Source organism: Desulfosporosinus orientis DSM 765 (genome assembly GCF_000235605.1).
In the GTDB taxonomy this organism is placed as follows: Bacteria; Bacillota; Desulfitobacteriia; order Desulfitobacteriales; family Desulfitobacteriaceae; genus Desulfosporosinus; species Desulfosporosinus orientis.
Genome location: NC_016584.1, coordinates 531,194 through 555,158 on the forward strand (window position 1 = coordinate 531,194; position 23,965 = coordinate 555,158).

Below are 23,965 nucleotides of genomic sequence, written 5' to 3' on the forward strand. Positions count from 1 at the left end.
AAAGACATAGAAAAACAGCAAATCAAATCAAACAAACTAAAATAAAAATGATTAAAGGGAGGAATAATAACATGAAAAACCTAACAAAGAAAATCACAACAATTGCAGGTACTTCAATTTTAGCAGTCGGGCTTATGGCCTTACCGGCCTTAGCCGATACAAACCAGCAGCAAAGAGGCGGATGGTTTGGGCAAATGCAAGAGTTTATGCAGAAAACCTTTTCCTCAGAAGAACATCAAGCGCTGATGAATTCAAATGAAATGCAAAACCTCCATAATTCGCAGGGAATGCAGGAGGCAATGCAAGCTGGGGATTTTGAGAAAATGCAGGAGCTCATGAATTCGGACCCGGCTCTCAAAGCTCAAATGGGACAAGAGAACCTTGATAAAATGAACGAATTTATGAGCCAATATGGTGGAAGTAAGATGAACAACGGAAATAGTATGACTGGTTCACAAGGTGCAATGATGAATGGAAACACAATGACATCAAAATCAATTTACTAGAGGGGTGATATAAATGATGTTTGGTTTCATCTTCTTGCTGATTATAGCTTTTTACTTTATGTATCCATCAAACTCTAATGGAACATGCTGTATGCACAATCAATCTCATACATCAAATGTATTAGATATTTTAAATGAGCGTTATGCCCGAGGTGAGATTGACCGAGAGGAATATCTCGAGCGGAAAGGAGTACTGACAGGGCAAAAGCAACCAATATCACTTCATAAGGAGTAACTAATTGCTTATCTTTAGTTTAAAGCTAATAGTTGATTTTTTGAAATATTGTCAATTAAGGAGGAATTTGTGTGATGTGGGGTAACATGATGGGAGGATGGGGATATGGTGGTTATGGCAGCGGCGGCTATTGGATAATGGGGCTGGGAATGCTTGTCTTTTGGATTGGGATTATTGTACTGGGTGTCTACCTGTTCCGCCGCAACGCTTCGCATATCCCTAAAGGAGGGGTATTTAATAATTCTGCTCTGGATATTTTACGGGAACGATATGCTCGCGGTGAGATAGATTCTGCTGAGTTTCAAAGTCGAAAGGCCGACCTGGAGAGAAAATAGTCTTAAAAAAGTGACTGAGGATTTGTTCCTTAGTCGCTTTTAGTTTCAAAGACTTTTTGAATCACTAGGTCGGTTCGGGCTGGGATTTCTGCGATGTGATGGGTCACGAAGGGTCTTTATTATTATCTTAATAAATACCTTTAATTATGTTTAGCTAAGGTATTCTTACAAAAATCAGAATATGTACATACACAAATTAAGGTCCAATTCATAGTCTGATCAGAGAAGTATGAAAGGAAGATCCCTATGAATACACATCCAATGCCACCCGCAAGTATCATAAAAACCGTACAAGATTGAGAAGCAACTTGTGAGCACATGATTACCCATCTCCTCATGCATTCCCAAGATCTTCATTTAAGGCATAGGCAGATACTGTTGCTCAGGGACTGTGCGGATATTTGTACTATGACTGCGAAATACCTTGCCCGCCATAGTTCTTACAGCAAGGCGATAGCAGGTCTATGTGCAAGTATATGTGAAGCTTGCGGAAATGAATGTTCGAGATTTAGTGACAAAGAATCACAAAAATGTGCTCATATTTGTTTACACTGTGCAATGGAATGCCGAGCCTTTGCAATGTAGAGACATAAGAAAACAAGCATCCATACTCCATTGAGCAGGATGCTTGTTTTACTCAAATAAAATTCAGGACAAGCTTAATTCATCATTCGATGCTCTCCTAGTTCACTTGGTTGGGCTGTATCCTTTTTTGCCGGCATGGACATTGAATTTGATGGGGCTTCCATTGCATGTTGGCTGTCAGGCATTGAGGATTGGGAGGGTACTGATCCGTTAGTTTGGTTAGCAGTGCTGTCCTTTTGACTTGGATTCGCTTGATTGGAATTCATTGATTCCATGTTTTTATTAGTTATCATTGAATTTCCCATGGAGTTGGATGTTTCCTCATTCATATCCTCTTCAGGAGTTATGGTCATACTATCGTGGGGAAAAAGGGTAACTAAAGAAGTGTCAGCTTCGGTCAACATATGATAGGTGTCCTTAGAATATGATGGGTTGGCATTTTTATTTGTTCCTTGTTCCAAGATTCTCTGATATATCTGGTAATGATTCACACTCATGCCAAGACTTTGGGCTGCTTTCTTAGTATTTTCATCTGTCGTTAAGACCATTATGCTCGCAGTAATTTTCTTTTCAACCATATGCTGCTTGATAGAATCTTTTAGTTTTGCTTGATCAATAACATCTGCCCGTTGGTTATCTATAGGTATAATGCTTGTAAGGATCAGGGAATTGCCTTGATTAAACAGGCCTTGATTATACGCTTTATCAATAATCTGATTTATCGCGGCATAGATGTCCATTCCTTTAAGATCAAGGGATGATGACGGTATATTTCTGGAATCTTGGTTTACATCAAGAAGGTTTGCTTCTCTGTCGATTAAAAGTTCCAGACTAGAATTTGTACTACTATTTGTACTTGTATCCATATCCATCACTATAGCTGCTGCAGCAGTATCAGTTCCTGAAATTATGTTTAAAATGCTTAGGCTTAAGGCCAATACCAAGATTGCTGCGACGGAACTAATCTTTAGGAGTTTGGTACTTAAAGAGTTTTGAACGGGCAGATCTACTTCAATAACTTGACCGATTGAAGGAGTGGCTTTTGGTGTTTTAATCTTCAAATAGTCACCGCTGTCGGAGTAAATGATGGTAGTTTTTTCGCTTGTTTTCATGACAATGCCTCTTGCCTTTTTCATATGGTTAACTCCTCTCTCTGGTCATAGAGCCTATCTGTGTAAAACTTTTCAAGGACTCAAATTCGGGATCTGACAGGATTAAAGCTGTGGCGATCAAATATTTTCTGCCTCTTTCCAGAACCTTTCGCTTTACACCTGTAAGGAGTTCTAATTCTTTGAGGGGCAATAGTTTGGTTTTTGTCAGATGACTTAATAAACTAGGGTGTTCAGTAAGGGTTTGGGCAACTATCCATAAAGTTTCTTTACTGTCCCTATGCTTGGGGGAGACTTCCACCAAGTCTTCCATAGTAATTCCATATCTGCCTAGTGTCATGGTATAGTTTTGTACGGTCTCTGCAAATTCATTGTTTTGTTTTTCCACTTTATACAGTTTAAATGATGCTCTGGAATCATAATCATAATTATCATTGTCAGTTTCCAAGTCAGTTAGAGGGAGCTCATTATGCTTAGATTCTTTGCGGAAATAATCGATTAAACGTCTAGTAATAACAGTTTTCGCAAAACCATAAAAAGATGCCTTATCATTTGGTCTATAACTATCAATGGCCTCATTAAAAGCCACTAGGGCGATACTGAGTTCATCATCATTCCCCCAAGTAAGATAACGTTTACAAATGTCGGAACTGACTTTAATAATGAATGGTTTATGGTTTTGTATGAACTCTTCTCGAATAACTTCGTTACCTTCTTTTGCAAGCAGTAAAGTTTGCTGAATGGATAATTCTGACACTTCAACCCCTCCACTTAATGATAGTTTCGTATTCATATCAGAAAATTAAGGGGTACCTTAATAAATACCGGTAAGGTAATTTTTTACAACCTACCCCTTGATATCTAAAGCACAATCTTGGTTAGTTAGAAAGGCTCAGACCGTTTTCAGTCTGAGCCTTTCTTTTAAACTAGCGAATCAATATGAAAATGCAGTGAAAAACTTATGAATTTGTTGTGAATTCCTTCGACTTGGTAAAAATTTATATTTTTTATAGTTGTATTCATGAGAAATTCACAATTCATTCATAACTTAGTCGAATTATGTAAGTAACATTAGAATAGGACAAGGAAAATAAGCAAAAGTATCCTAGTGTTTGAAACGATTAAAAAAGAGAGAGGCCATTGAAGGTAAAAAGCATTCGCAGTTGCTGCGTTTGCCTCTGGGCATTGTATCGGTCAGGTGGTGCAGGCTGTTGCGATGGTGGGATGCACGGGCAACACAATCATAGTTCAAAAAAAGAACCGCAGGATACAAATAATGGCTAAGCAAGCTGCTGTGGCGGACAGAAAAATAAATAACAGTTCAAATCTATTTTTTTTGGTCGGGAAAATAGGGTAGTACCCTACCCTAATTCTTTGCTGATAAACACAAGGAGAGATTAATAAGTGACAAGAAAGACAAAGTTGCTTTTCACGATGATTTTGCTTCTTCTTAGCTTAGGTATACACGGCTTAAGTCCTAATGCAGCATGGGCAAAGAGCAGCAGTCTAAAAGCCACAAACTTTCAAGTGGATGTTAAGCCGGAATATGATGACCCCAGAACATTGGTAATTTACCAAGGAGACTTTACGAATCCCGGAACAGAAACCATAAAAAAAGATACTCTTATTTCCTTTGTCATCCCCAAGGGCGCGGAAATAGGTATGGCTTGTGAAATTACAGCTCAAGGGGGGCATAATTGTCAGCCGTACACCACTCAGGATCTAGGCGATAACAAAGTGAAGCTCAGTTGGAAAATTACTAAAGACATTACTCCCAACCAAAACTATCCCGTCTATTTGGAGTTTTATTATGATAATGGCTCAGTCCCTCCGAATAAGACATTTAACTATATGTTTTTTCCGGCAGATGATATGGATAACTTAGAATTAACGATTACAACGCCTAAAAATGTTAGTAGTTTTGTTACCACTCCTGCTGCAAGTACTACGGGGAAAGATTCTAAAGGGCTGGACACTTATTCTTTAAACTATAAAAATCGAACATCAAAGGATGTTGTGCAAGTTAAAGTTGATTATATAAAATCGGATAATACGCCAAGCTTTGCTAAGACGCAAAATAGTGACAGTACTCCCCCAAGTACTTCGTCTCCATGGAACAATCAGCTTGGTAAGCCTCAGGTTATATTGCCAATTGTATTGATTATTGTCATTTTGGCGGGGATCCTAATTATAGCTCTAAATAAGAATAAACACTCTGCTAAGAAGATTAGTGATGGGGGCATATCTCGGAAAATAGGACCGGCTTTCGAAGCGCGTCATGAGGCGGAGGCCAGAAATCTGGAAAAAATAAAACTTCGGCATATGTTGTTGGAAGGTAAGATTGATGTGGACACCTATAAACAACTTTTTGCCGAAATTCAGGAAGAGCATCAGTAGTACAGGGGAGGCGTAATTTGTGAGAAAAAAGAACCTAAAATTAACTGCCGGTATTCTCATAACCGTGGCCGCTGTCTTTTACCTGATACTCGCTGGGCTGAGCACTACAAATACAGCTTATTATCTCATGGTCAGTGAAGCTGGAAATAATGGTGTTGATTATGGAAAACATTATCGTATCGAAGGTCAAATTGATGCTGCTTCGGCAACCTTTGACGGGAGAAGTAACCCGGTAGAACTAAAATTTCAGATCTATGACAAAGAACAACCTGAAAAGAAATTGACAGTCATCTATCACGATGTAAAACCGGATAATTTTCAAGAGGCAACCGCGGCAGTGGTGGAAGGCAAGTTCAACGAGGATGGCACCTTCCAGGCTGATAATCTGAATCTCAAATGTCCTTCAAAATATGAGCAGGCAGATCAAACACAGCCAGAGGGTGGAGTTACCAAGTTTTTGAAGTCTCTAGGACTTAAAAAGTAGTACTAATCAAGATCGGAGTGAGGATGTAAATGGCTGAAGCAGGCTATTTTTCAATAGTTTTGGCTCTGGTTTTGAGTATCTATGGAATGCTCGCTTTCCTGATATCAATACGCACTAAGAATCAAGCGTTAATGGGGAGTGCTAAGGGAGCAGTTTTAGCTGTGGCTATCCTGAGTTCTGCAGCTAGTTTAATTCTGGTCTTCTTTCTAGTAAGCGGAGACTATAGTATCCAATATGTTTATGAATATACAAGCCGGGATCTGCCCGTCTTTTATCGTTTCTCGGCTTGGTGGGCGGGAAATTCCGGCTCTTTATTGCTTTGGCTGTTCCTGCTGTCTTGGTATACGGTCATAGTTGCCTATTCTCGAAAAGGTAAACTTTTGGCACCCTATGCCAGTGGTATATTGCTTTTTAACTCAGCTTTTTTTCTCTTTATATTGGCCTTTTTGACAAATCCCTTTGTAAGAGTAAGCGGCTGGCACCCAGGAGATGTTGTAAGTGCAGGAGCAGGTATGAATCCAATGCTGCAAAACCCCGGCATGGTCATTCATCCAATTACGACTTACTTGGGTTATGTCGGGTTTGCCATTCCTTTTGCTTACGGGATGGCAGCCCTGATTACCAAGGATTCCGGTGATGAATGGATCAAGATTACCCGACGCTGGACTGTTATAGCTTGGCTTTTTCTAAGCTTAGGAAACTTAGCCGGAGCTCAGTGGGCCTATATGGAGTTAGGTTGGGGCGGCTACTGGGGCTGGGATCCGGTGGAAAATGCTTCTTTATTACCGTGGCTGACCGGTACGGCATTTCTCCATTCGGTCATGATCCAAGAGCGCAAAGATATGCTGAAGGTATGGAATGTAGCATTGGTGAGCATTACTTATGTACTCACATTATTTGGCACCTTTTTAGTACGCAGCGGCATTATTACGTCGGTTCATGCTTTTGGCAGCAGCGAATTAGGGCTGTATTTTTTAGTTTTTACTGTCTTGATGCTGGCCTTTGGCATCATTTTGATTGTAAAACGAAGCGCCTTCCTTACTCAGGGACAGTCCTTCGAGGCTTTCCTTTCGAAGGAAAGCAGCTTCTTGTTAAATAACTTAGTCTTAGTCGGCATAGCTTTCGCTGTCCTCTTAGGAACGACGTTCCCGATTATTTCTGAAGCTGTTCAAGGAGTAAAGGTCTCTGTGGGAGCCCCTTTCTTTAATACAGTAAGTGCCCCTTTAGGCTTAGCTCTCTTCATTCTGATGGGAATTTGCCCTTTAATTGCCTGGCGCGAGGCGACTCTTAAAGGTTTGTTTGACAATTTTCTAGTGCCTATCGTTCTTACAGCCTTTGCTGTCTTGGACCTTTTTTTACTAGGAATCAGGAACCCCTATGCGTTGGCTGGTTTTGGAACAGCTTTATTTTGCATTTCTACAATCTTCTTAGAAATTATCCTAGGGACGCGGGTGAGGCAAAGATTAACTGGAGAGTCTTTTTTGAGGTCTATCGGTAAATTATTCCTGCGAAATCGCCGGCGTTATGGGGGGTATATTATTCACCTAGGCATGGTGCTAATGCTGTTAGGGGTTACAGGTTCGCACACCTACAATGTTGATTTAACTAAAACGGTCAGACCTGGGGAAACTTTGCAGATCGGTTCCTATATTTTGAAGTACAATTATTTGTCTGAAAAAGATCTGGGTAATTTACGTCTGGCTGTTTATGCCTCCTTCAGCGTTTATGACCGGTATAATGGTCGATTGCTAGGTGTCGTGGAACCGCAGAAAGTATATTATCCTACCTCGAATCAACCTTCTACCGAGGTTGGACTTCGTTCGACGTTAAAAGAAGACCTATACATTGTTTTAGCGGATTGGCAAAAGGATGGAACGGCAACTTTTAAAGTTTTTGTTAATCCGCTGGTCGCTTGGCTATGGATCGGCGGTTACGTTTTGATATTTGGAACGATTTTTGCTCTTTGGCCGTCATTGAGGATGAGGGAGAGGAGGCAGAAATGAAGAGACTGGGTCTAATGCCGGTTATTATTGTCCTGGCAGCCTTATTAATATTTCAAGTTCCCGCCTTTGGCAGTGAGGAGTGGGAAACACGCCCTCTGCCATTGGATGTAGAGAACGGTGTAATTTGTGTTATTGATGGCTGTATGATGAATCTTTCAGCCTGTGAAACCCCCGCTGCACAAAAATTGAGGGGCATTATCCGAGAGAAGATGTACAAAGACGGCTGGGATAAAGAACAAACCTATGCTTATTTGGCAGAGGTTTATGGGGATAAAGTCTTGGCTGCACCGCCAAAAAGGGGATTTAATTGGGTTATTTGGCTTGGGCCGTTAGCAGCAACTGTGACTGGAGGTGCATTTCTATACTTGGGTTTAGAAAAATGGGTTGGTTCATCTCAGCAGGAAAAGGAAGCTGATCCTCTTGATCCAGAAGATGCCCATCGGTTAGATGAAGAGTTAAAGAAGTATTTGTAATGTAATGGGTACACTCTTGTGGACGAAACTGCCCTATCTTTTGGGTCTATGGATTCTTCAGAATGGTTTTGGGGGCATTTTTTATGGAACGAATTTTCAGAGTAGCCGTTCATGCCGCTGCCGCAGCACCAGCAGAGGATGAAAGAGGTTCGTGTCCTGGGTCGGGCAGCTTCGCCATATCCTGCAAGATTAGTTAATTCGTGCGAAGACAGTGTCTTCGTCACCGCAGCATTCCGAGGCTTGCCCACGCGCGGCAGCGGGAGCTACGCCAAACCTCCGGGTAGTACCTGAAGTGAACCTGGCTCCGCAATCCCCGCAGCCGCTTGTGAGCTTATACCGCCTCTCCATGCAATGGGTTCGCTTCTATGGACGAAGCTGCCCTTGCTTTCGGGTCTAGGGATTCTTTTTCCTGTCTTTAGGGTCTTTTTTAGAGTTAGAACCCAACTTTAATAATAAAAGGCGATTGGAGGGCGAAGCCTTTGACTGCAGTTTTAATAGTCGTGGTATTGGGGTTGGTATCCTTAGCTTTAATAGGCTATCCAATCTGGAGAGGCTATGGAGATGAAAGGGGCCAAGGGGAATGGCCGAGTCTAGACATAACCGGGGAAAAGGATGCGATTATGGCTACCTTAAGTGAAATCGAATTTGATTATCATATGAAGAAACTTTCTGAAGAAGATTATCGGACTTTGAAAAACAAGTATGCAAAAATAGCTCTGGCTATCTTAGATACTTAGAAAACCAATCTTATGCGGGATGGAGGATCTTAGGGCAGGGAGGAATCGTTGTGATCGTCACTCGAGGTCTCACTAAGAAAATTGGTAATAAACAAATTTTAAAGGGAATTGATCTGGAAATTGCTTCTGGGGAATTCGTGACATGTTTTGGCCCCAATGGAGCAGGAAAAAGCACAACGCTGAAGATTCTGGCTATGCTGACAAAACCTTCAGGCGGGCAGGTACTGATTGATGGCCAGGACGTAAGGGAGAATGGTTCAACGCTGCGACGTAAGATAGGGTTGATATCCCATCACTCCTTTCTCTACGAGAACCTAACAGCGTGGGAAAACCTGGAGTTCTACGGCAGGATGTATGAAGTGCCGAACCTGAAAAAAAGGATAACTCAGCTGTTAAATGAAGTGGGACTGTCCTTTGCCGCGGATGATCCGGTACATTCTTTCTCTCGCGGGATGCAGCAAAGACTATCGATTGCTCGTGCGCTGGTCCACAATCCGCCTATTCTTTTAATGGACGAGCCTTATACGGGACTGGATGAAATAGCCAAAGGGGTTTTAAAGCAAATTTTAAGTCAGCTGGCTCAAAGCAGCCATACAGTGTTCCTGATTACCCATGACTTTGACCAGGGCCTGGAACAGAGTGACCAAGCTCTGATTCTGGCAGGTGGGCGTATTATCTACACTTGCAATCCCCGGAGATTACAGCGCGAAGAGTTTAGGCAGCGTTATTTAGAGGTTGTAGGAGGAGTCTAATGAGTTTCCTTAGAAAAGTGAGAAGTTTACTATGGAAAGAAATTAAGAGTGAGCTTCAAAGTAAGGAAATGCTGAGTTCGATGATGGTATTTTCTCTATTGGTGGTAGTTGTTTTCGGATTTGCTGTCAATCCAAACAAAGATTTACTGGCAGAGGTTTTGCCGGGATTCATTTGGATTACCATGATTTTTGCAGGAATGCTTTGTCTTAATCGATCCTTCTCTATGGAGAAACAGAATGACTGTTTATCAGGGTTGATGCTCTGCCCCTTCGATCGCAGTGCTATTTACGTGGCTAAAATGATCATGAACCTCTTATTGATGATTATTGTAGAAGGCGTAACCATTCCGCTGTTCTTCATTATGTTCAATTACCCCGGACCACAGCAGGTGGGATTGTTCGTCATAGCTCTTTTGCTTGGCACCTATGGCTTTATGGCAGTGGGTACCTTTTTGGCAGCTTTGTCTTCAGCGACAAAAAGCGGGGAGATTCTTATGCCAATTCTTTTAATTCCGCTGATAATTCCGGTATTGATCAGCGCTGTCATCGTTACTAAAGGCAGTTTTGGTCTAGTGGGAGGCGGAACAGATCTTTATCTTAAGATTCTTGTTATCTTCGGAGTTATCTTTACCGTATTACCGATGCTTCTCTTCGATTATTTACTGGAGGTATAGACTGTGACTAAAAGCACCTGTTCTCGTGTAATGGAAACGATTCTGGCCTGGTCTGCGTTTATATCAATGTTGGCAGCTCTTTATTTAGCACTGGTTTATGCTCCGACTGAAAGAACAATGGGTGATATTCAACGGATCTTTTACTTTCACGTTGCTTCGGCTTGGGTCGGTATGCTTGCTTTTTTAGTTGTCTTTGTTGCCAGCATTGCTTACCTTTTAACAAGGCGGGTCAGCTGGGATATCTACGCTCAATCATCGGCAGAAATTGGTGTGTTTTTTACAACGATTGTTCTAGTTACCGGCCCCATTTGGGCCAAACCCATATGGAATACTTGGTGGACTTGGGATCCACGTCTGACGACCACTCTCATTCTGTGGTTTTTGTATTTGGCCTATGGCAAGCTTCGTTCAGCTATCGGCGAGGAAGAAAAGAAAGCTCGCCTTGCAGCAGTGTTTGGCATCTTGGCCTTTGTAGTTGTACCCATCGATTTCTTTGCCATTCGTTGGTGGAGAACAATGCATCCCGGCGCCTTGGTGAGTTCAAATGGAATAGCTTTGGCACCTGACATGCTGCAGGCATTCTTTGTCAGCCTGTTCGCTTTTAGTTTATTGTACGGTTATTTCATGATTCGCAGTGTTCGTATTGAACGGATGAGAGCTGAGATTCGTTGGTTAAAAGATGAAATGTTTAACTAAGAAGTCCGAGATCGATAAGTAATAAAGAGTCTCAACGGAGGTGCAGCTATGGATACGTTGTTTTATTTGTTTCTCGCCTATTCGATGATTTGGGTTTTGATTTTCGGGTACAGTTTGCGGCTGGGAAAACGACAAGCTAAGCTCCAGAAAGAGCTTAAACGTTTGCAAGAAATTATAAACAGTAAGTCTGTAACGCTGCCCCAGTAGTTTAACCGTCTTCAAGCAGACTCTTCGATAGTAAGAAAAAATTGGGAGAAAGGAGAAAAATCAGCATGGCAAATCTGGAAGAGAAGCGGGCGCGTTTTGCAGCTTTAGATTTAGAGCGCAAAAAGCGGCAGAAGATAGTCTTAATAAGTCTGTGTACATTGATGGTGATTGGGGCAGTGGCTATTGTCCTCTCAACCAGGGAAGCAATTCCCGGATTTGATGATAAATACTCAATAGGAAAAAGTGTCAATTATACCAATAAAATTGTTGACATGACTGAGGTGAAAGCAGAGATTAGCAACGGGCAAGTTCAACTCTCCCTTGATGATTTGGAGAAATACAAAATTCTATATGCCATGTATGATGAAAATTTTGATATCGGCAATAATCAGAAAGGACTGCCTGTTATGGCCTATTTAAGTCCTGCCGGCCGAGTTATTGTGGCAAGCAGTTTTTGTGAACCATGTTATTCCCGCAAATTTCATATAGAAGGAGATGTTTTAGTTTGTAACGTTTGTTTTACGCGTTGGGCCATTGCCGACTTGACAGGCTTATCAGGCGGCTGCACAAAGTATCCGCCTCAAGAGTTTAATTATTCGGTTGACAAGGAAAATGGTAAAATTATTCTTAATCAAGAGGAACTTAAAAATTGGAAGCCGCGAGATTATGACTCTTCAACGACGACTAAAATGAATCTTAATTAATGAGTTTCTTCATGGAAAGTTCACAATTTTTTCATCAGATGATCGGTTTCCAGAGTTACAATAGGGACAACCATTAGAATCGAGTAGAATAACACTGCAATATGTAAACAAGGGAGGATAAGTATGATTATCAATTTGCAAAAAGGAGAAAAAATTAGTTTAACAAAAGAAAATTCTAACCTTACTAAACTACTTGTCGGTTTAGGCTGGGATACGAATGAATACTCTGGGGGCTTTGCCTTTGACTTAGATGCCTCGGCCTTTTTACTTGACCAAAATGGCAATGCTTCAGGTATTGAAGATTTTATTTTTTATAATAATTTGGAAGGTGGCAATGGTTCAGTTATTCATACAGGCGATAACCTTACCGGCGAAGGTGAGGGGGATGATGAAGTGATCAAGATAGATTTGCAAAAAATACCGGAAAGGATAAAAAAGATCGCTATTACCGTTACGATATATGAGGCAGTTAAGAGGGTTCAAAACTTTGGCCAGGTTGCCAACGCTTATGTTCGTGTTATCAACGAACTTACAAACGAAGAATTTATTCACTATGATTTGGGTGAAGATTTTTCTGTTGAGACAGCCGTTGTTGTCTGTGAGATTTACAGGCACAATGATGAATGGAAATTCGGAGCAGTCGGCAGCGGCTTTTCAGGTGGTCTTCAAGCCCTGTGCGCCAATTATGGACTGCAAGCCGGTTAAACCATTAGATAGGAGGCAAAGCAATGGATTTATTAGTTAACCTTTTAACTGGGCTCCAGGCCAGTTATGGTCAATTCTTTTCGCTTCAGGCTTTATGGGGGGTGATTTCTGATCCCGTGAGCTGGGGGGCTATTGGATCTTTGGTCATTTTAGAAGGATTACTTTCTTCGGATAATGCTTTAGTATTGGCGATCTTGGTTAAACACTTGCCTAAAAAGCAGCAGAGAAAAGCATTATTTTATGGTATCTTTGGTGCTTACTTATTTAGGTTTTTAGCAATCGGCTTTGGAGTGTATCTTATCCATATCCGCTGGATCAAGATTATAGGTGCTCTTTACCTGTTATGGATGTCTGCAAAGTATTTTTTATCCAACAAAGGATCGGAAGATGAAGATCCGGCTGAAGAGCTTAAAGAGGCGAGCTCATACACTTTTTGGAGAACAGTCCTGCAAGTTGAGTTAATGGACATCACCTTCAGTATTGACAGTATTTTGGCGGCTTTCGGTGTCAGCGAAAAAGAATGGGTACTCTTCTTAGGGGCGATCCTGGGAATTCTCATGATGAGGGGTGTTGCTCAAGTATTCTTAGCCTTGATTGAAAAGTATCCTGAACTTGAGACGACTGCTTATATATTAATTGCCATTATTGGTCTGAAAATGTTCGGTAATGTCTTTGGATTTGATCTTTCGGAAGGGGTTTTCTTTAGCATCTTGCTTCTAATATTCCTCGCTACGTTTGTTGTTCATCACTTGCGTAAGTCAATTGGGAAAAAAGATTCAAAGACCATGGACCAAAATACAAAGCATCTTTTTGGTAAGTAATTAAAAGATAAGCTGAGAATACAAAGCGTGCCACCATATTATCATCGTCTACGACTTGTATTAATGGCGAAATCCCATTTAAGCACTATTATGTTTAGATTTCTACTGCTGTGGTCAACAATAAAGAAGGGACAAGGGACTTCGATTTTTGATCAGGTCCCATGTCCCTTCTTTATTAATCCACTATCGAATTCCGCATTGTCAAGAAACTTAATGTGAAAGAATCTCCATAAACTCTTCACCAGTAATAGTTTCTTTATTCAACAAATAGTTTGCTAGCTCATGCACCTTATCAATATTTTCTTTCAGAATACAGATTGCCTTATTATGAGCACTTTTAATAATATTGAGTACTTCATGATCAATCTTTGCCGCAGTTTCAGCAGAACAAGTAAGGGAGGCATCCCCTCCCAGGTAGGGGTTATTCATTGTCTCCAGTGCCATCATATCAAAGTTTTGACTCATACCAAGTCGGGTGACCATTGACCGGGCAATCTTGGTTGCTTGTTCGATGTCGTTGGATGCACCTGATGTAAAGGTACCAAAAACCAGCTCTTCAGCTGCGCGACCTCCTGTATAGGTAGCAATTTTATTAAAGGCTTCTTCTTTGTTCATCAGTACACGTTCGTCTTCCTCAATCTGCATTGTGTAGCCTAGGGCCCCCGATGTTCTTGGAATGATCGTAATTTTATGAACAGGAGCGGAATCAGTTTGCTTAGCTGCAACTAAAGCATGACCAATTTCGTGGTAGGCGATGATTTCTTTCTCTTTAGGTGAGATCACTGCGTTTTTGCGTTCATAACCGGCTATAACGACTTCAACAGCTGCTTCTAAGTCAGCTTGACTGACTCTCGTTCTGCCGCATTTAACTGCCCGCAGTGCACCTTCATTAATAATATTGGCCAGGTCTGCACCTGAAGCGCCTGAAGTAGCCCGGGCAATAGCGTTAAAATTGACGTTCTCTTCCATCTTAATTTTTTGAGCGTGAACCTTTAAAATTGCCTCACGCCCTGTCAGACTTGGAAGTTCAACTGGGATTCGGCGGTCAAATCTGCCTGGACGAAGCAGTGCTTTGTCCAGAGTTTCAGGTCGATTAGTTGCAGCAAGGATTACGATACCTTTTTTACCATCGAAGCCATCCATTTCAGTAAGCAACTGATTAAGGGTTTGTTCATGTTCATCGCTTCCTCCAATTGCGGTATGACCCCGTTTTTTTCCAATGGTGTCGATCTCGTCAATGAAAACGATGCAGGGGGCTTTTTCATTTGCTTGTTTGAATAAATCGCGTACTTTGGCTGCGCCCATACCTACAAACATTTCTACAAACTCAGAACCTGAAATGGAAAAGAAGGGAACCTTTGCTTCTCCTGCTATAGCCTTGGCCAGCAAAGTTTTACCTGTTCCGGGAGGCCCCACAAGTAATGCCCCCTTAGGAAGATTAGCACCTATTTCTGAATATTTTTGGGGGTTATGAAGAAAATCGACAATCTCGCTAAGGGCCTCTTTTGATTCATCTTGTCCGGCTACATCGGCAAAGGTCTTGCCGGTTTGGGTCTGAACATAGATTTTAGCATTACTTTTGCCGAAGTTCATAGCTTTCATGCCGCCCATACGTTTTTGCATCTGGCTTGCGAACAATTGTCCAATTCCGATAATGAATATTAAGGGCAGAACCCAGGTTATAAGAGTATTAAACAGCAGGGAATTTTCTTTGGGTATGGCCTGAGAGAACTTTACACCGGCACTGTGCAGGCGATTTACCAGCTCTGGATCATTGACAATTCCTGTGGTATACTTAGTAGTTTTTTTAGCTTCATCCTCTGCAGTATATATAATCTGATTATCTTGAATTTCTACCTCACTAACGGCTCCACGTTCTATTTGGTTCAAGAAGGTGCCGTAGTCAACCTGAGTAAGCTGCTGTTTCATTAAAGATGGGAATACAAAGACATTAAGCAACATTAAAGCTAGCATTACAATACCTAAGTATTGAAATTTAGAATATTTCTGTGATTCCTTTTGCTCGTTCAAAATTTCTCACTCCATTTCCCAGAACGGAAGATTTATATCCTAAACCATGCAAATTTCTTTTCAAACCCCAAAAGCCACCACCTGCTAATAAGCGGATCAATATGCCCATGATCACTTTTATTTTAAAATGGTCGCCTCAAAAAAATGGTTTTAAGTGCATTCCTTAATTAATAAGACTTTCCGAAGAAAGCCAAATATAATGAGGAGAGGTAAAGGACTTATTAAACTAATATATATCATTTATGTATATAACCTATGAATTATATGTGAATATTTCGTGAACCAAAGAGTGTTGGCATCTATTTCAAAATTCATAAGAAATTCACAACACATTCATCGTAAAGTCTAATTAGGTAGATATAATTTGAGACATAAAACAAGGTTAGGGAATTAAAATAGTGATAAATAAGGAGGTAAAATTATGCGAAAAACTAAATGGATTATAGGGCTCACAATTGCAGGGATAATGGCACTATCAGGTACGGCGCTCGCCCTTACCACAGGGACTTCCCCCGTCAAAGCTCAACTTGGAACTTCAATGCCAGCAGTCCAAAATATGAACCCTAATGCCACTTACTCTGCTCCCAGTTCCAACGGATACGGAATGATGGGAGGCCAGGGAGGAAACGGATACGGCAGCGGATATGGAATGATGGGAGGCCAGGGAGGAAACGGATACGGCAGCGGATATGGAATGATGGGAGGTCAGGGAGGAAACGGATACGGCAGTGGATACGGAATGATGGGAGGCCAGGGAGGAAACGGATACGGCAGTGGATACGGAATGATGGGAGGCCAGGGAGGAAACGGATACGGCAGTGGATATGGAATGATGGGAGGTCAAGGCGGTAATTGGTAATGGGCGGCAACAAGATAAGGCTGATGGTAAAGGCTTAAAAGAAAAATTGAACTTAAGGCACAGTGATCAATATGTGGTAAACAGGAAAATTAAGGTGCACCTAAATTCAAAAGAAAAGCAGTTCAAGGTTCAGGACAATTTAAGTTCTGAACCTTGAATTCTATGTTAAACGATAATAATGCTGTCTCATTAATAGAAATTTCGTGACCTACCCCTCGATAATTCAGAAAGTATACGAATACTTTGGTGTCTGCAGGAGGTGATCACCAGACTTGGAGACAAAGGGGTCTGAAGATGAGGTTAAAGAAACTCATTATAATGTAAAAGGAATGTGATTTAATTATGAAAAAGAAACTTTTAATGGTTTCATTATCAATGGCTATGGTACTTGGAGTAGCGGGGATCGTTAATGCTACTACCCTTGGTAATAACGCTACAACCATGCAGCCAAAGGTTACTAACGCACAGGCTTATATGGAGAACAATGATACCACAGGAACGGAAACTGAGCAGGCAGAAAATACTCAGGTTGATCAAAGTCAAACGCAAAATACACACGCTATGCCTATGAACACGCAGACTATGCCCATGAATGCTCAGACGCAGACTATGCCCATGAATGCTCAGACACAGACTATGCCTATGAATACACAGACCCAGACCTTGCTTATGAACACACAGATGCAGGCTATACCCATGAATACCCAGATGAGCTCCCAACACATGCAAGGAACGACTGGAGGCAATGACATAAATAGTTCTGAGACTTCTCAACAGTCAACCCAGAGATCCAGCAGCAACAATGGTATGGGATCTATGGGAAGAATGGGAAGATAATATAGATAAGAATAGATCAGTCAGCTTATAAGTTGCTGATCTATTCTTTTTTAATCAGAGCAGCAGTAGGAAGGCTCAAACCAATTATCTATGGTTTGAGCCAACAAAAAACTAGCCTCTTTACTTAGCTGCTTGAGTTTGTGATGCCATTTTCCTGCATTCATCAGCACACTTCCGGCACATATCGGCACATTTTTGACAATGGGTGTCTTTCATTTTGGCACACTCGGCGGCACAAGCATCACAGATTGTGGCACAATTGGCGCAGAGTTGAGCGGAAAATTGACTATTTCTCGACATATATTGGGATGACAGAGAGCAGATATCTGCGCAATCCCTTAAAACACGGATACATTGAATGCGGGCTTCCACATCAGGTTCATTCAAACAGGCGGTATAACATTCTTCACAGGCTTGCATACAAGCATTACAGGCATCGATACATGCCTGAAGTGCTGCGGTAGCATTGGTAGAAATCGGCATTTTGGTCCTCCTTAATTTTTATTGTTGATTTGATCCTACTTATTATTTATTGTTAATGGAGATAATATGCTAGTAGAAAAGGGCATAATGCGGTTAATCTTTTAAGTAGTCTATAAAAGAAAAAAGAGCCCCCACAATGGGAAGCTCTTCTTTCTTTTAACGGTCGCTGATGTTATTCGGCAGAATAGCCGGCTTCGCTAACGGCTTTTATCAGCTCTGCCCGATCTGCAGCTCCTGTTACAATAGCGGTTTTGGCAGCAAGATCCACTTGAACGGCTTCGACACCGTTAACACCTTGAAGTGCTTTTTCAACATGCATCTTACAGTGGTTGCAGGTCATACCTTCAACTTTAAGTGTAGTTTGGCTCATCTTTTTCACCTCCTTCGTATAAATAACTTCTAATTAACTAGTTTTTTATCATAGCCCCTTAACAGAAGAGAACTGGTGACAACCGAGACTGAAGAGAAGGCCATGGCCAAGCCCGCCCACTCTGGAGGCAAAAGTTTACCGGTTATGGAGTAGAGCGCACCGGCAGCTATGGGAATACCAATCATGTTGTAAATCAATGCCCAGAAAAGATTCTGTTTTATCTTGGTAAGTGTTTTGCGACCCAGGCGTATTGCACGTTCAACATCGAGGAGGTCATTGCGAACGAGGACGATGTCTCCTGTTTCTTTGGCAACATCCGTTCCAGAACCAATGGCAATCCCGATATCAGCTTGAGCTAAAGCCGGGGCATCATTAATCCCATCGCCCACCATGGCTACTTTAAGCCCTTGTTCTTGAAACTTTTTAACAATATTAATTTTATCTTGGGGCAAGATTTCAGCAATAACGTCGTCAATGCCGACTTCTCTGCCAACAACGTTCGCCACTTTTTTATTATCCCCAGTAATCATAAAAGTCTTGAGGCCGAGCTGTTGAAGGCGGGCAATAGCTTCTTTGGTGCTCTCTTTAAGGACATCAGCCAGAGCAAGGAGGCCAATGACTCGGCCGTCCAAAGCAATAAAGCTCGTTGTTTTACCCGACTCTGCCAAGCGCTGGGAGTCTTGTTCCGTTTCCAGAACGTCGATTCCATGCTCCTGCATTAGCTTAATGTTGCCAATGAGTAATGATTTGCCTTGATAGGTGCAAACAACCCCATGTCCACTTTCCTCTAAATAATCAGAGACCTCTTGAATCTGAAGATTTTCCTTCTTAGCTTGGGAAACGACAGCCTGAGCTAAGGGATGAATGGATGGATTCTCTCCCGCAGCAGCAATTTTCAAAACCTCTTCTCGGGTTAACGAAGTGTAGGGGATAATATCCGTTACTTCTGGCGCTCCCTTGGTCAGGGTCCCTGTTTTATCGAAGCCAATGGCTTGAAGATGGGCAATGCTCTCCAGGACGGCGGCGGATTTAAACAAGATGCCTCGATTCAATCCAACGCCACTGCCTACCATTATGGCGGTTGGGGTAGCAAGTCCCAAGGCACAAGGGCAAGCAATGACTAAGACCGCAATGGCCGCGGTAAAGGCAAAAACGAAAGTACTATGGACTGCAAAATACCAAATTAAAAAGGTAATTACAGAGATGGCAACTACCGTGGGCACAAAAAAGTTGGAGATTGTATCAGCAAGCCGTTGAATGGGCGGTTTAACTCCTTGAGCGTCCTCAACCATCTTAATGATCCCGGACAGCATTGTATCCTTGCCGGTTTTCGTCGTTTTCACTTTAATACTGCCCGAACGATTAATGGTTGCGCCAATGACCGGATCCCCTACACCTTTATCAATGGGAATAGATTCGCCTGTTACCATGGCTTCATCAATACTGGCTTGTCCTTCAATAATATCCCCGTCAACGGGGATCTTTTCACCTGGCTTGACGACCACGATATCCCCGATCTTAACATCTGAGGCAGCGACCTCTTGTTCTTTGCCATCAACGAGTAAGCGCGCTTTATCAGCCTGAAGTTCAAGTAAGCGTTTTAATGCCTGACCTGCTCGACCTTTTGCTTTGGCTTCAAGATATTTTCCAAATCGCACAAACACGATCAGCAAAGCGGATGTGTCAAAAAAGGTGGGGCCAGCAAAGAAAATGTTAGGAAAAGTCGTCATTACACTGTAACCATAAGAAGCTGTAATCCCAATGGCGACTAAAACATCCATGTTTGCCGAACGGTTTTTCAAGGAGTGGTAAGCCCCGCGATAGAAAGTCCAGCCTGCAGTAAACTGAACAATGGTTGCCAAAACGAGCATGGTGTAAAGGAGTGTTTTGGACATTGGCAGATACATGAGGGGCAGGATAGGCAAAGCAAGCACCGCACTAAAAATCAGCCAGTTTCGCTGCTTAATAGCGGTACGGTCTTCTTGATCGTCCCCTTTATTATCTAAAGGGATGTATCCGGCATCTCGAATCTGCTCAAAAATGTCACGCATATTCGTCAAGGCGGGATCAAATTCTACTGTAACCGTTTCATTGGCAAAATTCACCGCAGCATGTTGGACGCCGGGGGTGTTTTTAAGTTTTTTCTCAATGGTTAACGCACAATTAGCGCAGGTCATTCCACTGACTTTGAACTGTTGTTTTCCTTCAGAGCCTTCGGCAGAAGCCCCATAACCCAAATCCTTAATTTTGGAGAGGATTTCTTCCTCTTGCACGATACTTGGGTCAATATCCACAGAAAGCTTTTCGGAGGCAAAGTTCACGGCAGCCGTTTTAACACCAGGCATATTCTTTAGGCCTTTTTCGATAGTTAAGGCACAGTTGGCACAGGTCATGCCCGAAATCTTAAACAGTTGTTGTTGGTGTTCGATTTCTTTGTGCTCAGATGTAGTAATTTCTGGTTCTGGGTTCTCCGGGGAATTTTCCGGTCCATCCATGGAATATCCCGCGTCTTCGATTGCTGCGCGTATCTCATCAAAGGCAACTTGGGAGGGGTTATACTTAAATGAAGCTTGAGAATTTTCTAAAGAGACCTGGACTTGTTCGATACTCGGGAGTTTTTCTAGGGCTTTTGTTACATGCCTGACGCAGTGCTGGCATGTCATGCTCTGAACATTAATGACTTTATCCTCGAGTCTTAATGGTTCTGTCATATATTAATCATCCTCCTCAAAACGCGAGGTTTAGCGAATCATGCGAAAAATCGTTTGAAGAACTTCATCAATTATCTGCTCGTCTCCCGCTTCAAGCTGTTCTTTTACACAGGATTTCATATGCTTTTCTAAAAGCAGGCGTGAAACACCGTCTAAAGCAGATCGGGCGGAAGAGATCTGGTTAAGGATATCATCGCAATATACGTGACGTTCAATCATTCCTTTAATCCCTCGGATTTGCCCTTCAATTCTGTTCATCCGAGTCACTAAGGCTTTGATCGTCTTATCATCATGATGACTTGTTCGATCACTTAAATTGCTCTCTTCATGTTGGCAGAAAGGGCAGGAATCCTTATTATCTTCTGTATTCATTTAATCACCTCAAGAAATATAGTATACCCCCCTATACTAATTGTCAAGGAGACATTTTAATTATGGTTTATATTATCCATATAAAATGAAGCTATTCATTTTAAGTATTTGAAGTGCTGCTGCCATAAACTGCCGGAATTTTGGCAGAGAAGTAAGTCTATGAGGCAATGGAAGAATGTTAGAAGGCCGTCTCCAAGGAGATGATTAAAATTTTCCGCATTTTAGAGCCGACTAATCTAGATTAGTCGGCTCTAAAATAGCCGGATTTTTAAACAGAGGACTTTAGCAGCTTCATTCACAACAAATTCATAACTCATTCACAGCATAGTCGAATTGATTAAATATACTTAAAAGGCACTAAACCAAGGGTGCTGAGAAGGTTACCTTGGTTAATAAAAGGAGGAATAAGAATATGAAAAAGGCAAAATGGATTGTTGGATTATCAATGGCAAGTGTGATTGCCATAGCAGGCACGGCTTATGCACTAACAGCTGGAACAAGTACGCTGGGATTGTTGGGTAACGCTAATGGATTCACACAGACAGTTAATAAGGCAGTTCAAGGCAGTCAGCTTGAGACACCTAAATTTTCGACTTTAGCAATATCTTCCCAAAATGATAACTCTGCTAAGGACAATACTCTAGGAGCCAATGGGTATAGCGGCTATGGCATGATGGGAGGTTATGGAGCCAATGGGTATGGCGGCTATGGCATGATGGGAGGTTATGGAGTCAATGGGTATGGCGGCTATGGCATGATGGGAGGCTACGGAGCCAATGGGTATGGCGGCTATGGCATGATGGGAGGTTACGGAGCCAATGGGTATGGCGGCTATGGCATGATGGGAGGTTATGGAGCCAATGGTTATAGTGGTTACGGCATGATGGGAAGTAGCTTTGATGCAAAAAGCTTAGGTGTTGACCTGACAAACGGTCAAGTAAGCACCTCTGATCAGGCCTTAGCCATTGCTAAGGCCTATATTCAAAAGACGAATCAGGATGTTGTTGTAAAAGAACTTCATGAATTTTCTAACGGATATGAGGTTGAGCTAAAAGACGCCCAGACAGGTGCTAATGCTTATGAACTTATGGTTTACAAATATGGTGGACAAATCATAACCGAAATGGGTCCCAATATAATGTGGAACACAAAATATGGATATATGAATTGGGGAAACACCGGTGACGTTACCGTAAGTGAAGAACAGGCAACTAACATAGCTAAAGAGTTCTTATCCCAAATGGGGGATGAATATTCACTCGAAAAACCGGAATTATCGCCAGGATATTATGAGTTTATGATCCAAAAAGATGGAAAAGATTATTCGGAACTCGATGTTAACGGATACACAGGTCAGGTTTGGTTAGAGAATTGGCAAGGACCTATCCTTAATACTGTTGAAGTAAAGTAAAGATAGAGCGTGGAGATCCATGATCTTTCTGACAATAAAATAGGGTGGCTGAGTAAATCCAACACTCAGCCACCCTATTAAATCTCTTTCGGAAGCTCGACTTGAAATTCAGTTTCTTGTCCGACTTTGCTTTGGACGTTGATCTTGCCGTGATGGAGGTTAATTATCTGACGGACTAAGGCTAAGCCAATGCCGGTACCCCCGGTTTCCCGGGTTCTTGATTTATCAGCTCGGTAAAAACGTTCAAAGATAAAAGGAAGATCCTCTTCAGAAATGCCCATCCCTGTATTGCGGATGACAAATTTAACCTGATGATTGCTTTGAGAAAGTTCCATGATTATTTGCCCGCCAGGGTTTGAGTACCGATAGGCATTATGCACCAAATTATATAATAGTCGAGCTAGAAGCCGCTTATCTCCAGTCAAAGTCATGGGCTCATTTGGAGGAGTCCAGTTGAGGGTGAGTTCTTTAGTTTGGATAAGAGGATACAGGCTGCGAACTATTTTATCAAGAAGATCCTTTAAGTCTACAGTTTCAAGGGTTAACTGTAGTCCTCCAATTTCTGCTACATTTAAGTCCTTTAGATCCGTGGATAGGTCAACCAGCCGTTCAATCTCCTCGTGAATAGCGGCAAGGTTTTCTTGATCAACAGGCATGACATTGTCTTGGAAGGCTTCAATATAACTTTTGATTGAGGTTAAGGGAGTTCTCAGTTCATGGGCGATATCCGCCGTAAATTGTTTGCGAAGAGTTTCTTGCTGATTTAAGTTGTCAGCCATCGAGTTAAAGGCCTTGGCCAATTGTCCAACTTCATCATTGGAGGGAATAGAAACCCGTTCCTCAAGTTGACCGTGACCAATTCGATTGGCAGCTTGAGTTAAACCTTTGAGGGGAGCAACGAGGCGGCGGCTTGTAAAGTAGCTGAGAAAAATTCCAAAAAGAAGGGCCAGTCCTCCGGCCAAAAGCAAAGAACGAAAGACTGCCGATTGAAATTTCACATCTTGGGGGTTAAGAATCTGGGCAGAGGCTGGGTAGCGGACTTGAACATTGGCGATTACTCCGAGAGATCCCGTTACTGTAAAGGTATTGGTTTTCCACTTCGTTGCCGAATAGGTTGACATGCCCATGTTCATGTTCATGTTCATTCCCATACCGCCCTGTCCGTGCATCATATCCTCCATAGGGTTGTTCAGTGTGGCGATGAGTTCACCCGTTGGAGTTGTAAGGGTCACCACAGTACCCATAGGCAGGGAATAGCTGAGTTCATTGAGAGAAGCCGAATCCCAGGTTCCTTTGGTCTTATAAATGGCGCTTAAACGTGAAGGGAGCTGTTCCAGGGCTGTTTCGGTGACTTGAGTTAAGTAATCACTAAACTGCTGCTTGAAGACAAAGTTAACGGACAGCATGCTTAAGGTTAAGGTAATTAAGGTGATTAGGAGAGTAGAGAGAAACAATTTAGTCCGCATGT

28 protein-coding genes are annotated in these 23,965 nt (G+C 42.0%); 19 read left to right on the plus strand and 9 right to left on the minus strand.

Annotated elements, in window-relative coordinates; translation table 11 throughout:
• Positions 1–71: 71 nt before the first annotated feature.
• The 4 genes from DESOR_RS02635 to DESOR_RS31120 all read left to right on the plus strand — a co-directional run bounded on the left by DESOR_RS02635 (position 72) and on the right by DESOR_RS31120 (position 1,661).
• Positions 72–506 carry a hypothetical protein gene (locus DESOR_RS02635; protein WP_014183062.1) on the plus strand — a complete coding sequence of 145 codons (435 nt, stop codon included), beginning with the start codon at positions 72–74 and terminating at the stop codon, positions 504–506.
• A gap of 13 nt (positions 507–519) precedes the next feature.
• Positions 520–741 (plus strand): SHOCT domain-containing protein, encoded by a 222-nt coding sequence (locus tag DESOR_RS02640; protein ID WP_014183063.1) that lies wholly within the window; start codon positions 520–522, stop codon positions 739–741.
• 74 nt (positions 742–815) lie between these two features.
• Positions 816–1,076, plus strand: a complete 261-nt coding sequence (locus DESOR_RS02645) for an SHOCT domain-containing protein (RefSeq protein ID WP_014183064.1) — start codon at positions 816–818, stop codon at positions 1,074–1,076.
• A gap of 318 nt (positions 1,077–1,394) precedes the next feature.
• Positions 1,395–1,661 (plus strand): four-helix bundle copper-binding protein, encoded by a 267-nt coding sequence (locus DESOR_RS31120; protein WP_486598914.1) that lies wholly within the window; start codon positions 1,395–1,397, stop codon positions 1,659–1,661.
• 74 nt (positions 1,662–1,735) lie between these two features.
• On the opposite strand, the gene DESOR_RS02650 is transcribed toward DESOR_RS31120, so the two are convergent.
• Together DESOR_RS02650 and sigI are read right to left on the minus strand one after the other, a co-directional pair.
• The gene (locus DESOR_RS02650; protein ID WP_014183066.1) at positions 1,736–2,797 is read right to left on the minus strand and encodes an anti-sigma factor domain-containing protein; all 1,062 of its coding nucleotides are present in this window, start codon (positions 2,795–2,797) and stop codon (positions 1,736–1,738) included.
• Between the two features lie 4 nt (positions 2,798–2,801).
• Positions 2,802–3,527 (minus strand): RNA polymerase sigma-I factor, encoded by a 726-nt coding sequence (sigI, locus tag DESOR_RS02655; RefSeq protein WP_014183067.1) that lies wholly within the window; start codon positions 3,525–3,527, stop codon positions 2,802–2,804.
• Positions 3,528–4,174: 647 nt separating this feature from the next.
• Here sigI and DESOR_RS02660 point away from each other — a divergent pair.
• The 4 genes from DESOR_RS02660 to DESOR_RS02675 are packed head-to-tail and all read left to right on the plus strand — an operon-like array spanning position 4,175 to position 8,127.
• Complete coding sequence (locus DESOR_RS02660) at positions 4,175–5,167, plus strand: hypothetical protein (protein ID WP_014183068.1); 993 nt, start codon at positions 4,175–4,177, stop codon at positions 5,165–5,167.
• A 19-nt stretch (positions 5,168–5,186) separates the two neighbouring features.
• Positions 5,187–5,651: a cytochrome c maturation protein CcmE gene (locus DESOR_RS02665; RefSeq protein WP_014183069.1), complete on the plus strand. Its 465-nt coding sequence runs from the start codon at positions 5,187–5,189 to the stop codon at positions 5,649–5,651.
• A gap of 29 nt (positions 5,652–5,680) precedes the next feature.
• Positions 5,681–7,654: a heme lyase CcmF/NrfE family subunit gene (locus DESOR_RS02670; RefSeq protein ID WP_014183070.1), complete on the plus strand. Its 1,974-nt coding sequence runs from the start codon at positions 5,681–5,683 to the stop codon at positions 7,652–7,654.
• Complete coding sequence (locus tag DESOR_RS02675) at positions 7,651–8,127, plus strand: cytochrome c-type biogenesis protein (protein WP_014183071.1); 477 nt, start codon at positions 7,651–7,653, stop codon at positions 8,125–8,127. Before DESOR_RS02670 ends, DESOR_RS02675 begins: the two co-directional genes overlap by 4 nt.
• A gap of 189 nt (positions 8,128–8,316) precedes the next feature.
• On the opposite strand, the gene DESOR_RS29220 is transcribed toward DESOR_RS02675, so the two are convergent.
• Positions 8,317–8,475 carry a hypothetical protein gene (locus DESOR_RS29220; RefSeq protein WP_158308998.1) on the minus strand — a complete coding sequence of 53 codons (159 nt, stop codon included), beginning with the start codon at positions 8,473–8,475 and terminating at the stop codon, positions 8,317–8,319.
• A gap of 131 nt (positions 8,476–8,606) precedes the next feature.
• On the opposite strand from DESOR_RS29220, the gene DESOR_RS02680 reads away from it, so the two are divergent.
• The 8 genes from DESOR_RS02680 (at position 8,607) to DESOR_RS02710 (ending at position 13,423) form a co-directional block, all read left to right on the plus strand.
• Positions 8,607–8,864 (plus strand): hypothetical protein, encoded by a 258-nt coding sequence (locus DESOR_RS02680; RefSeq protein ID WP_014183072.1) that lies wholly within the window; start codon positions 8,607–8,609, stop codon positions 8,862–8,864.
• Between the two features lie 50 nt (positions 8,865–8,914).
• A complete protein-coding gene (gene ccmA, locus DESOR_RS02685; protein WP_014183073.1) occupies positions 8,915–9,616 on the plus strand; it encodes a heme ABC exporter ATP-binding protein CcmA in 702 nt (233 codons plus the stop codon).
• Positions 9,616–10,290 (plus strand): heme exporter protein CcmB, encoded by a 675-nt coding sequence (locus tag DESOR_RS02690; RefSeq protein ID WP_014183074.1) that lies wholly within the window; start codon positions 9,616–9,618, stop codon positions 10,288–10,290. Before ccmA ends, DESOR_RS02690 begins: the two co-directional genes overlap by 1 nt.
• 3 nt (positions 10,291–10,293) lie before the next feature.
• Positions 10,294–10,986 carry a cytochrome c biogenesis protein gene (locus DESOR_RS02695; RefSeq protein WP_014183075.1) on the plus strand — a complete coding sequence of 231 codons (693 nt, stop codon included), beginning with the start codon at positions 10,294–10,296 and terminating at the stop codon, positions 10,984–10,986.
• A gap of 48 nt (positions 10,987–11,034) precedes the next feature.
• Positions 11,035–11,193, plus strand: a complete 159-nt coding sequence (locus DESOR_RS27705; RefSeq protein WP_014183076.1) for a CcmD family protein — start codon at positions 11,035–11,037, stop codon at positions 11,191–11,193.
• 65 nt (positions 11,194–11,258) lie between these two features.
• Positions 11,259–11,897: a Fe-S-containing protein gene (locus DESOR_RS02700; RefSeq protein WP_014183077.1), complete on the plus strand. Its 639-nt coding sequence runs from the start codon at positions 11,259–11,261 to the stop codon at positions 11,895–11,897.
• Between the two features lie 123 nt (positions 11,898–12,020).
• Positions 12,021–12,602 carry a TerD family protein gene (locus DESOR_RS02705; protein WP_014183078.1) on the plus strand — a complete coding sequence of 194 codons (582 nt, stop codon included), beginning with the start codon at positions 12,021–12,023 and terminating at the stop codon, positions 12,600–12,602.
• A 23-nt stretch (positions 12,603–12,625) separates the two neighbouring features.
• Positions 12,626–13,423 carry a TerC family protein gene (locus DESOR_RS02710; RefSeq protein ID WP_014183079.1) on the plus strand — a complete coding sequence of 266 codons (798 nt, stop codon included), beginning with the start codon at positions 12,626–12,628 and terminating at the stop codon, positions 13,421–13,423.
• 210 nt (positions 13,424–13,633) lie between these two features.
• Here the strand turns inward: DESOR_RS02710 and ftsH are convergent, their stop codons facing one another.
• Positions 13,634–15,454, minus strand: coding sequence for an ATP-dependent zinc metalloprotease FtsH (gene ftsH / locus DESOR_RS02715; protein WP_014183080.1), 1,821 nt, complete (start codon positions 15,452–15,454; stop codon positions 13,634–13,636).
• Positions 15,455–15,875: 421 nt separating this feature from the next.
• Here ftsH and DESOR_RS29225 point away from each other — a divergent pair, with 421 nt between their 5' ends.
• Together DESOR_RS29225 and DESOR_RS02725 are read left to right on the plus strand one after the other, a co-directional pair.
• Positions 15,876–16,313 carry a hypothetical protein gene (locus tag DESOR_RS29225; RefSeq protein ID WP_014183081.1) on the plus strand — a complete coding sequence of 146 codons (438 nt, stop codon included), beginning with the start codon at positions 15,876–15,878 and terminating at the stop codon, positions 16,311–16,313.
• A 342-nt stretch (positions 16,314–16,655) separates the two neighbouring features.
• Positions 16,656–17,150, plus strand: a complete 495-nt coding sequence (locus tag DESOR_RS02725; protein WP_014183082.1) for a hypothetical protein — start codon at positions 16,656–16,658, stop codon at positions 17,148–17,150.
• 120 nt (positions 17,151–17,270) lie between these two features.
• Here DESOR_RS02725 and DESOR_RS02730 read toward each other — a convergent pair whose 3' ends face one another.
• From DESOR_RS02730 to DESOR_RS02745, 4 genes are all read right to left on the minus strand, one after another.
• Positions 17,271–17,633 (minus strand): four-helix bundle copper-binding protein, encoded by a 363-nt coding sequence (locus DESOR_RS02730; protein ID WP_014183083.1) that lies wholly within the window; start codon positions 17,631–17,633, stop codon positions 17,271–17,273.
• A 172-nt stretch (positions 17,634–17,805) separates the two neighbouring features.
• Positions 17,806–18,003 carry a CopZ family metallochaperone gene (locus DESOR_RS02735; protein ID WP_014183084.1) on the minus strand — a complete coding sequence of 66 codons (198 nt, stop codon included), beginning with the start codon at positions 18,001–18,003 and terminating at the stop codon, positions 17,806–17,808.
• A gap of 29 nt (positions 18,004–18,032) precedes the next feature.
• Positions 18,033–20,714, minus strand: coding sequence for a heavy metal translocating P-type ATPase (locus DESOR_RS02740; RefSeq protein ID WP_014183085.1), 2,682 nt, complete (start codon positions 20,712–20,714; stop codon positions 18,033–18,035).
• Positions 20,715–20,744: 30 nt separating this feature from the next.
• Positions 20,745–21,086: a metal-sensitive transcriptional regulator gene (locus DESOR_RS02745; RefSeq protein WP_014183086.1), complete on the minus strand. Its 342-nt coding sequence runs from the start codon at positions 21,084–21,086 to the stop codon at positions 20,745–20,747.
• Positions 21,087–21,498: 412 nt separating this feature from the next.
• On the opposite strand from DESOR_RS02745, the gene DESOR_RS02750 reads away from it, so the two are divergent.
• Positions 21,499–22,497 carry a PepSY domain-containing protein gene (locus DESOR_RS02750; protein WP_014183087.1) on the plus strand — a complete coding sequence of 333 codons (999 nt, stop codon included), beginning with the start codon at positions 21,499–21,501 and terminating at the stop codon, positions 22,495–22,497.
• A 77-nt stretch (positions 22,498–22,574) separates the two neighbouring features.
• On the opposite strand, the gene DESOR_RS02755 is transcribed toward DESOR_RS02750, so the two are convergent.
• Entirely contained in the window at positions 22,575–23,963 is a 1,389-nt protein-coding gene (locus tag DESOR_RS02755) for a sensor histidine kinase (RefSeq protein WP_014183088.1), read from the minus strand.
• Positions 23,964–23,965 lie beyond the last annotated feature (2 nt).

Excerpts from the sequence above, each read along its gene's own strand:
- DESOR_RS02635 (WP_014183062.1), top strand. The coding sequence starts at position 72 with ATGAAAAACCTAACAAAGAAAATCACAACAATTGCAGGTACTTCAATT.
- DESOR_RS02640 (WP_014183063.1), top strand. The coding sequence starts at position 520 with ATGATGTTTGGTTTCATCTTCTTGCTGATTATAGCTTTTTACTTTATG.
- DESOR_RS02645 (WP_014183064.1), top strand. The coding sequence starts at position 816 with ATGTGGGGTAACATGATGGGAGGATGGGGATATGGTGGTTATGGCAGC.
- DESOR_RS31120 (WP_486598914.1), top strand. The coding sequence starts at position 1,395 with ATGATTACCCATCTCCTCATGCATTCCCAAGATCTTCATTTAAGGCAT.
- DESOR_RS02650 (WP_014183066.1), bottom strand. The coding sequence starts at position 2,797 with ATGAAAAAGGCAAGAGGCATTGTCATGAAAACAAGCGAAAAAACTACC.
- DESOR_RS02670 (WP_014183070.1), top strand. The coding sequence starts at position 5,681 with ATGGCTGAAGCAGGCTATTTTTCAATAGTTTTGGCTCTGGTTTTGAGT.
- DESOR_RS02675 (WP_014183071.1), top strand. The coding sequence starts at position 7,651 with ATGAAGAGACTGGGTCTAATGCCGGTTATTATTGTCCTGGCAGCCTTA.
- DESOR_RS29220 (WP_158308998.1), bottom strand. The coding sequence starts at position 8,475 with ATGGAGAGGCGGTATAAGCTCACAAGCGGCTGCGGGGATTGCGGAGCC.
- DESOR_RS02690 (WP_014183074.1), top strand. The coding sequence starts at position 9,616 with ATGAGTTTCCTTAGAAAAGTGAGAAGTTTACTATGGAAAGAAATTAAG.
- DESOR_RS27705 (WP_014183076.1), top strand. The coding sequence starts at position 11,035 with ATGGATACGTTGTTTTATTTGTTTCTCGCCTATTCGATGATTTGGGTT.
- DESOR_RS02700 (WP_014183077.1), top strand. The coding sequence starts at position 11,259 with ATGGCAAATCTGGAAGAGAAGCGGGCGCGTTTTGCAGCTTTAGATTTA.
- DESOR_RS02705 (WP_014183078.1), top strand. The coding sequence starts at position 12,021 with ATGATTATCAATTTGCAAAAAGGAGAAAAAATTAGTTTAACAAAAGAA.
- DESOR_RS02710 (WP_014183079.1), top strand. The coding sequence starts at position 12,626 with ATGGATTTATTAGTTAACCTTTTAACTGGGCTCCAGGCCAGTTATGGT.
- DESOR_RS29225 (WP_014183081.1), top strand. The coding sequence starts at position 15,876 with ATGCGAAAAACTAAATGGATTATAGGGCTCACAATTGCAGGGATAATG.
- DESOR_RS02725 (WP_014183082.1), top strand. The coding sequence starts at position 16,656 with ATGAAAAAGAAACTTTTAATGGTTTCATTATCAATGGCTATGGTACTT.
- DESOR_RS02730 (WP_014183083.1), bottom strand. The coding sequence starts at position 17,633 with ATGCCGATTTCTACCAATGCTACCGCAGCACTTCAGGCATGTATCGAT.
- DESOR_RS02735 (WP_014183084.1), bottom strand. The coding sequence starts at position 18,003 with ATGAGCCAAACTACACTTAAAGTTGAAGGTATGACCTGCAACCACTGT.
- DESOR_RS02740 (WP_014183085.1), bottom strand. The coding sequence starts at position 20,714 with ATGACAGAACCATTAAGACTCGAGGATAAAGTCATTAATGTTCAGAGC.
- DESOR_RS02745 (WP_014183086.1), bottom strand. The coding sequence starts at position 21,086 with ATGAATACAGAAGATAATAAGGATTCCTGCCCTTTCTGCCAACATGAA.
- DESOR_RS02750 (WP_014183087.1), top strand. The coding sequence starts at position 21,499 with ATGAAAAAGGCAAAATGGATTGTTGGATTATCAATGGCAAGTGTGATT.
- DESOR_RS02755 (WP_014183088.1), bottom strand. The coding sequence starts at position 23,963 with ATGCGGACTAAATTGTTTCTCTCTACTCTCCTAATCACCTTAATTACC.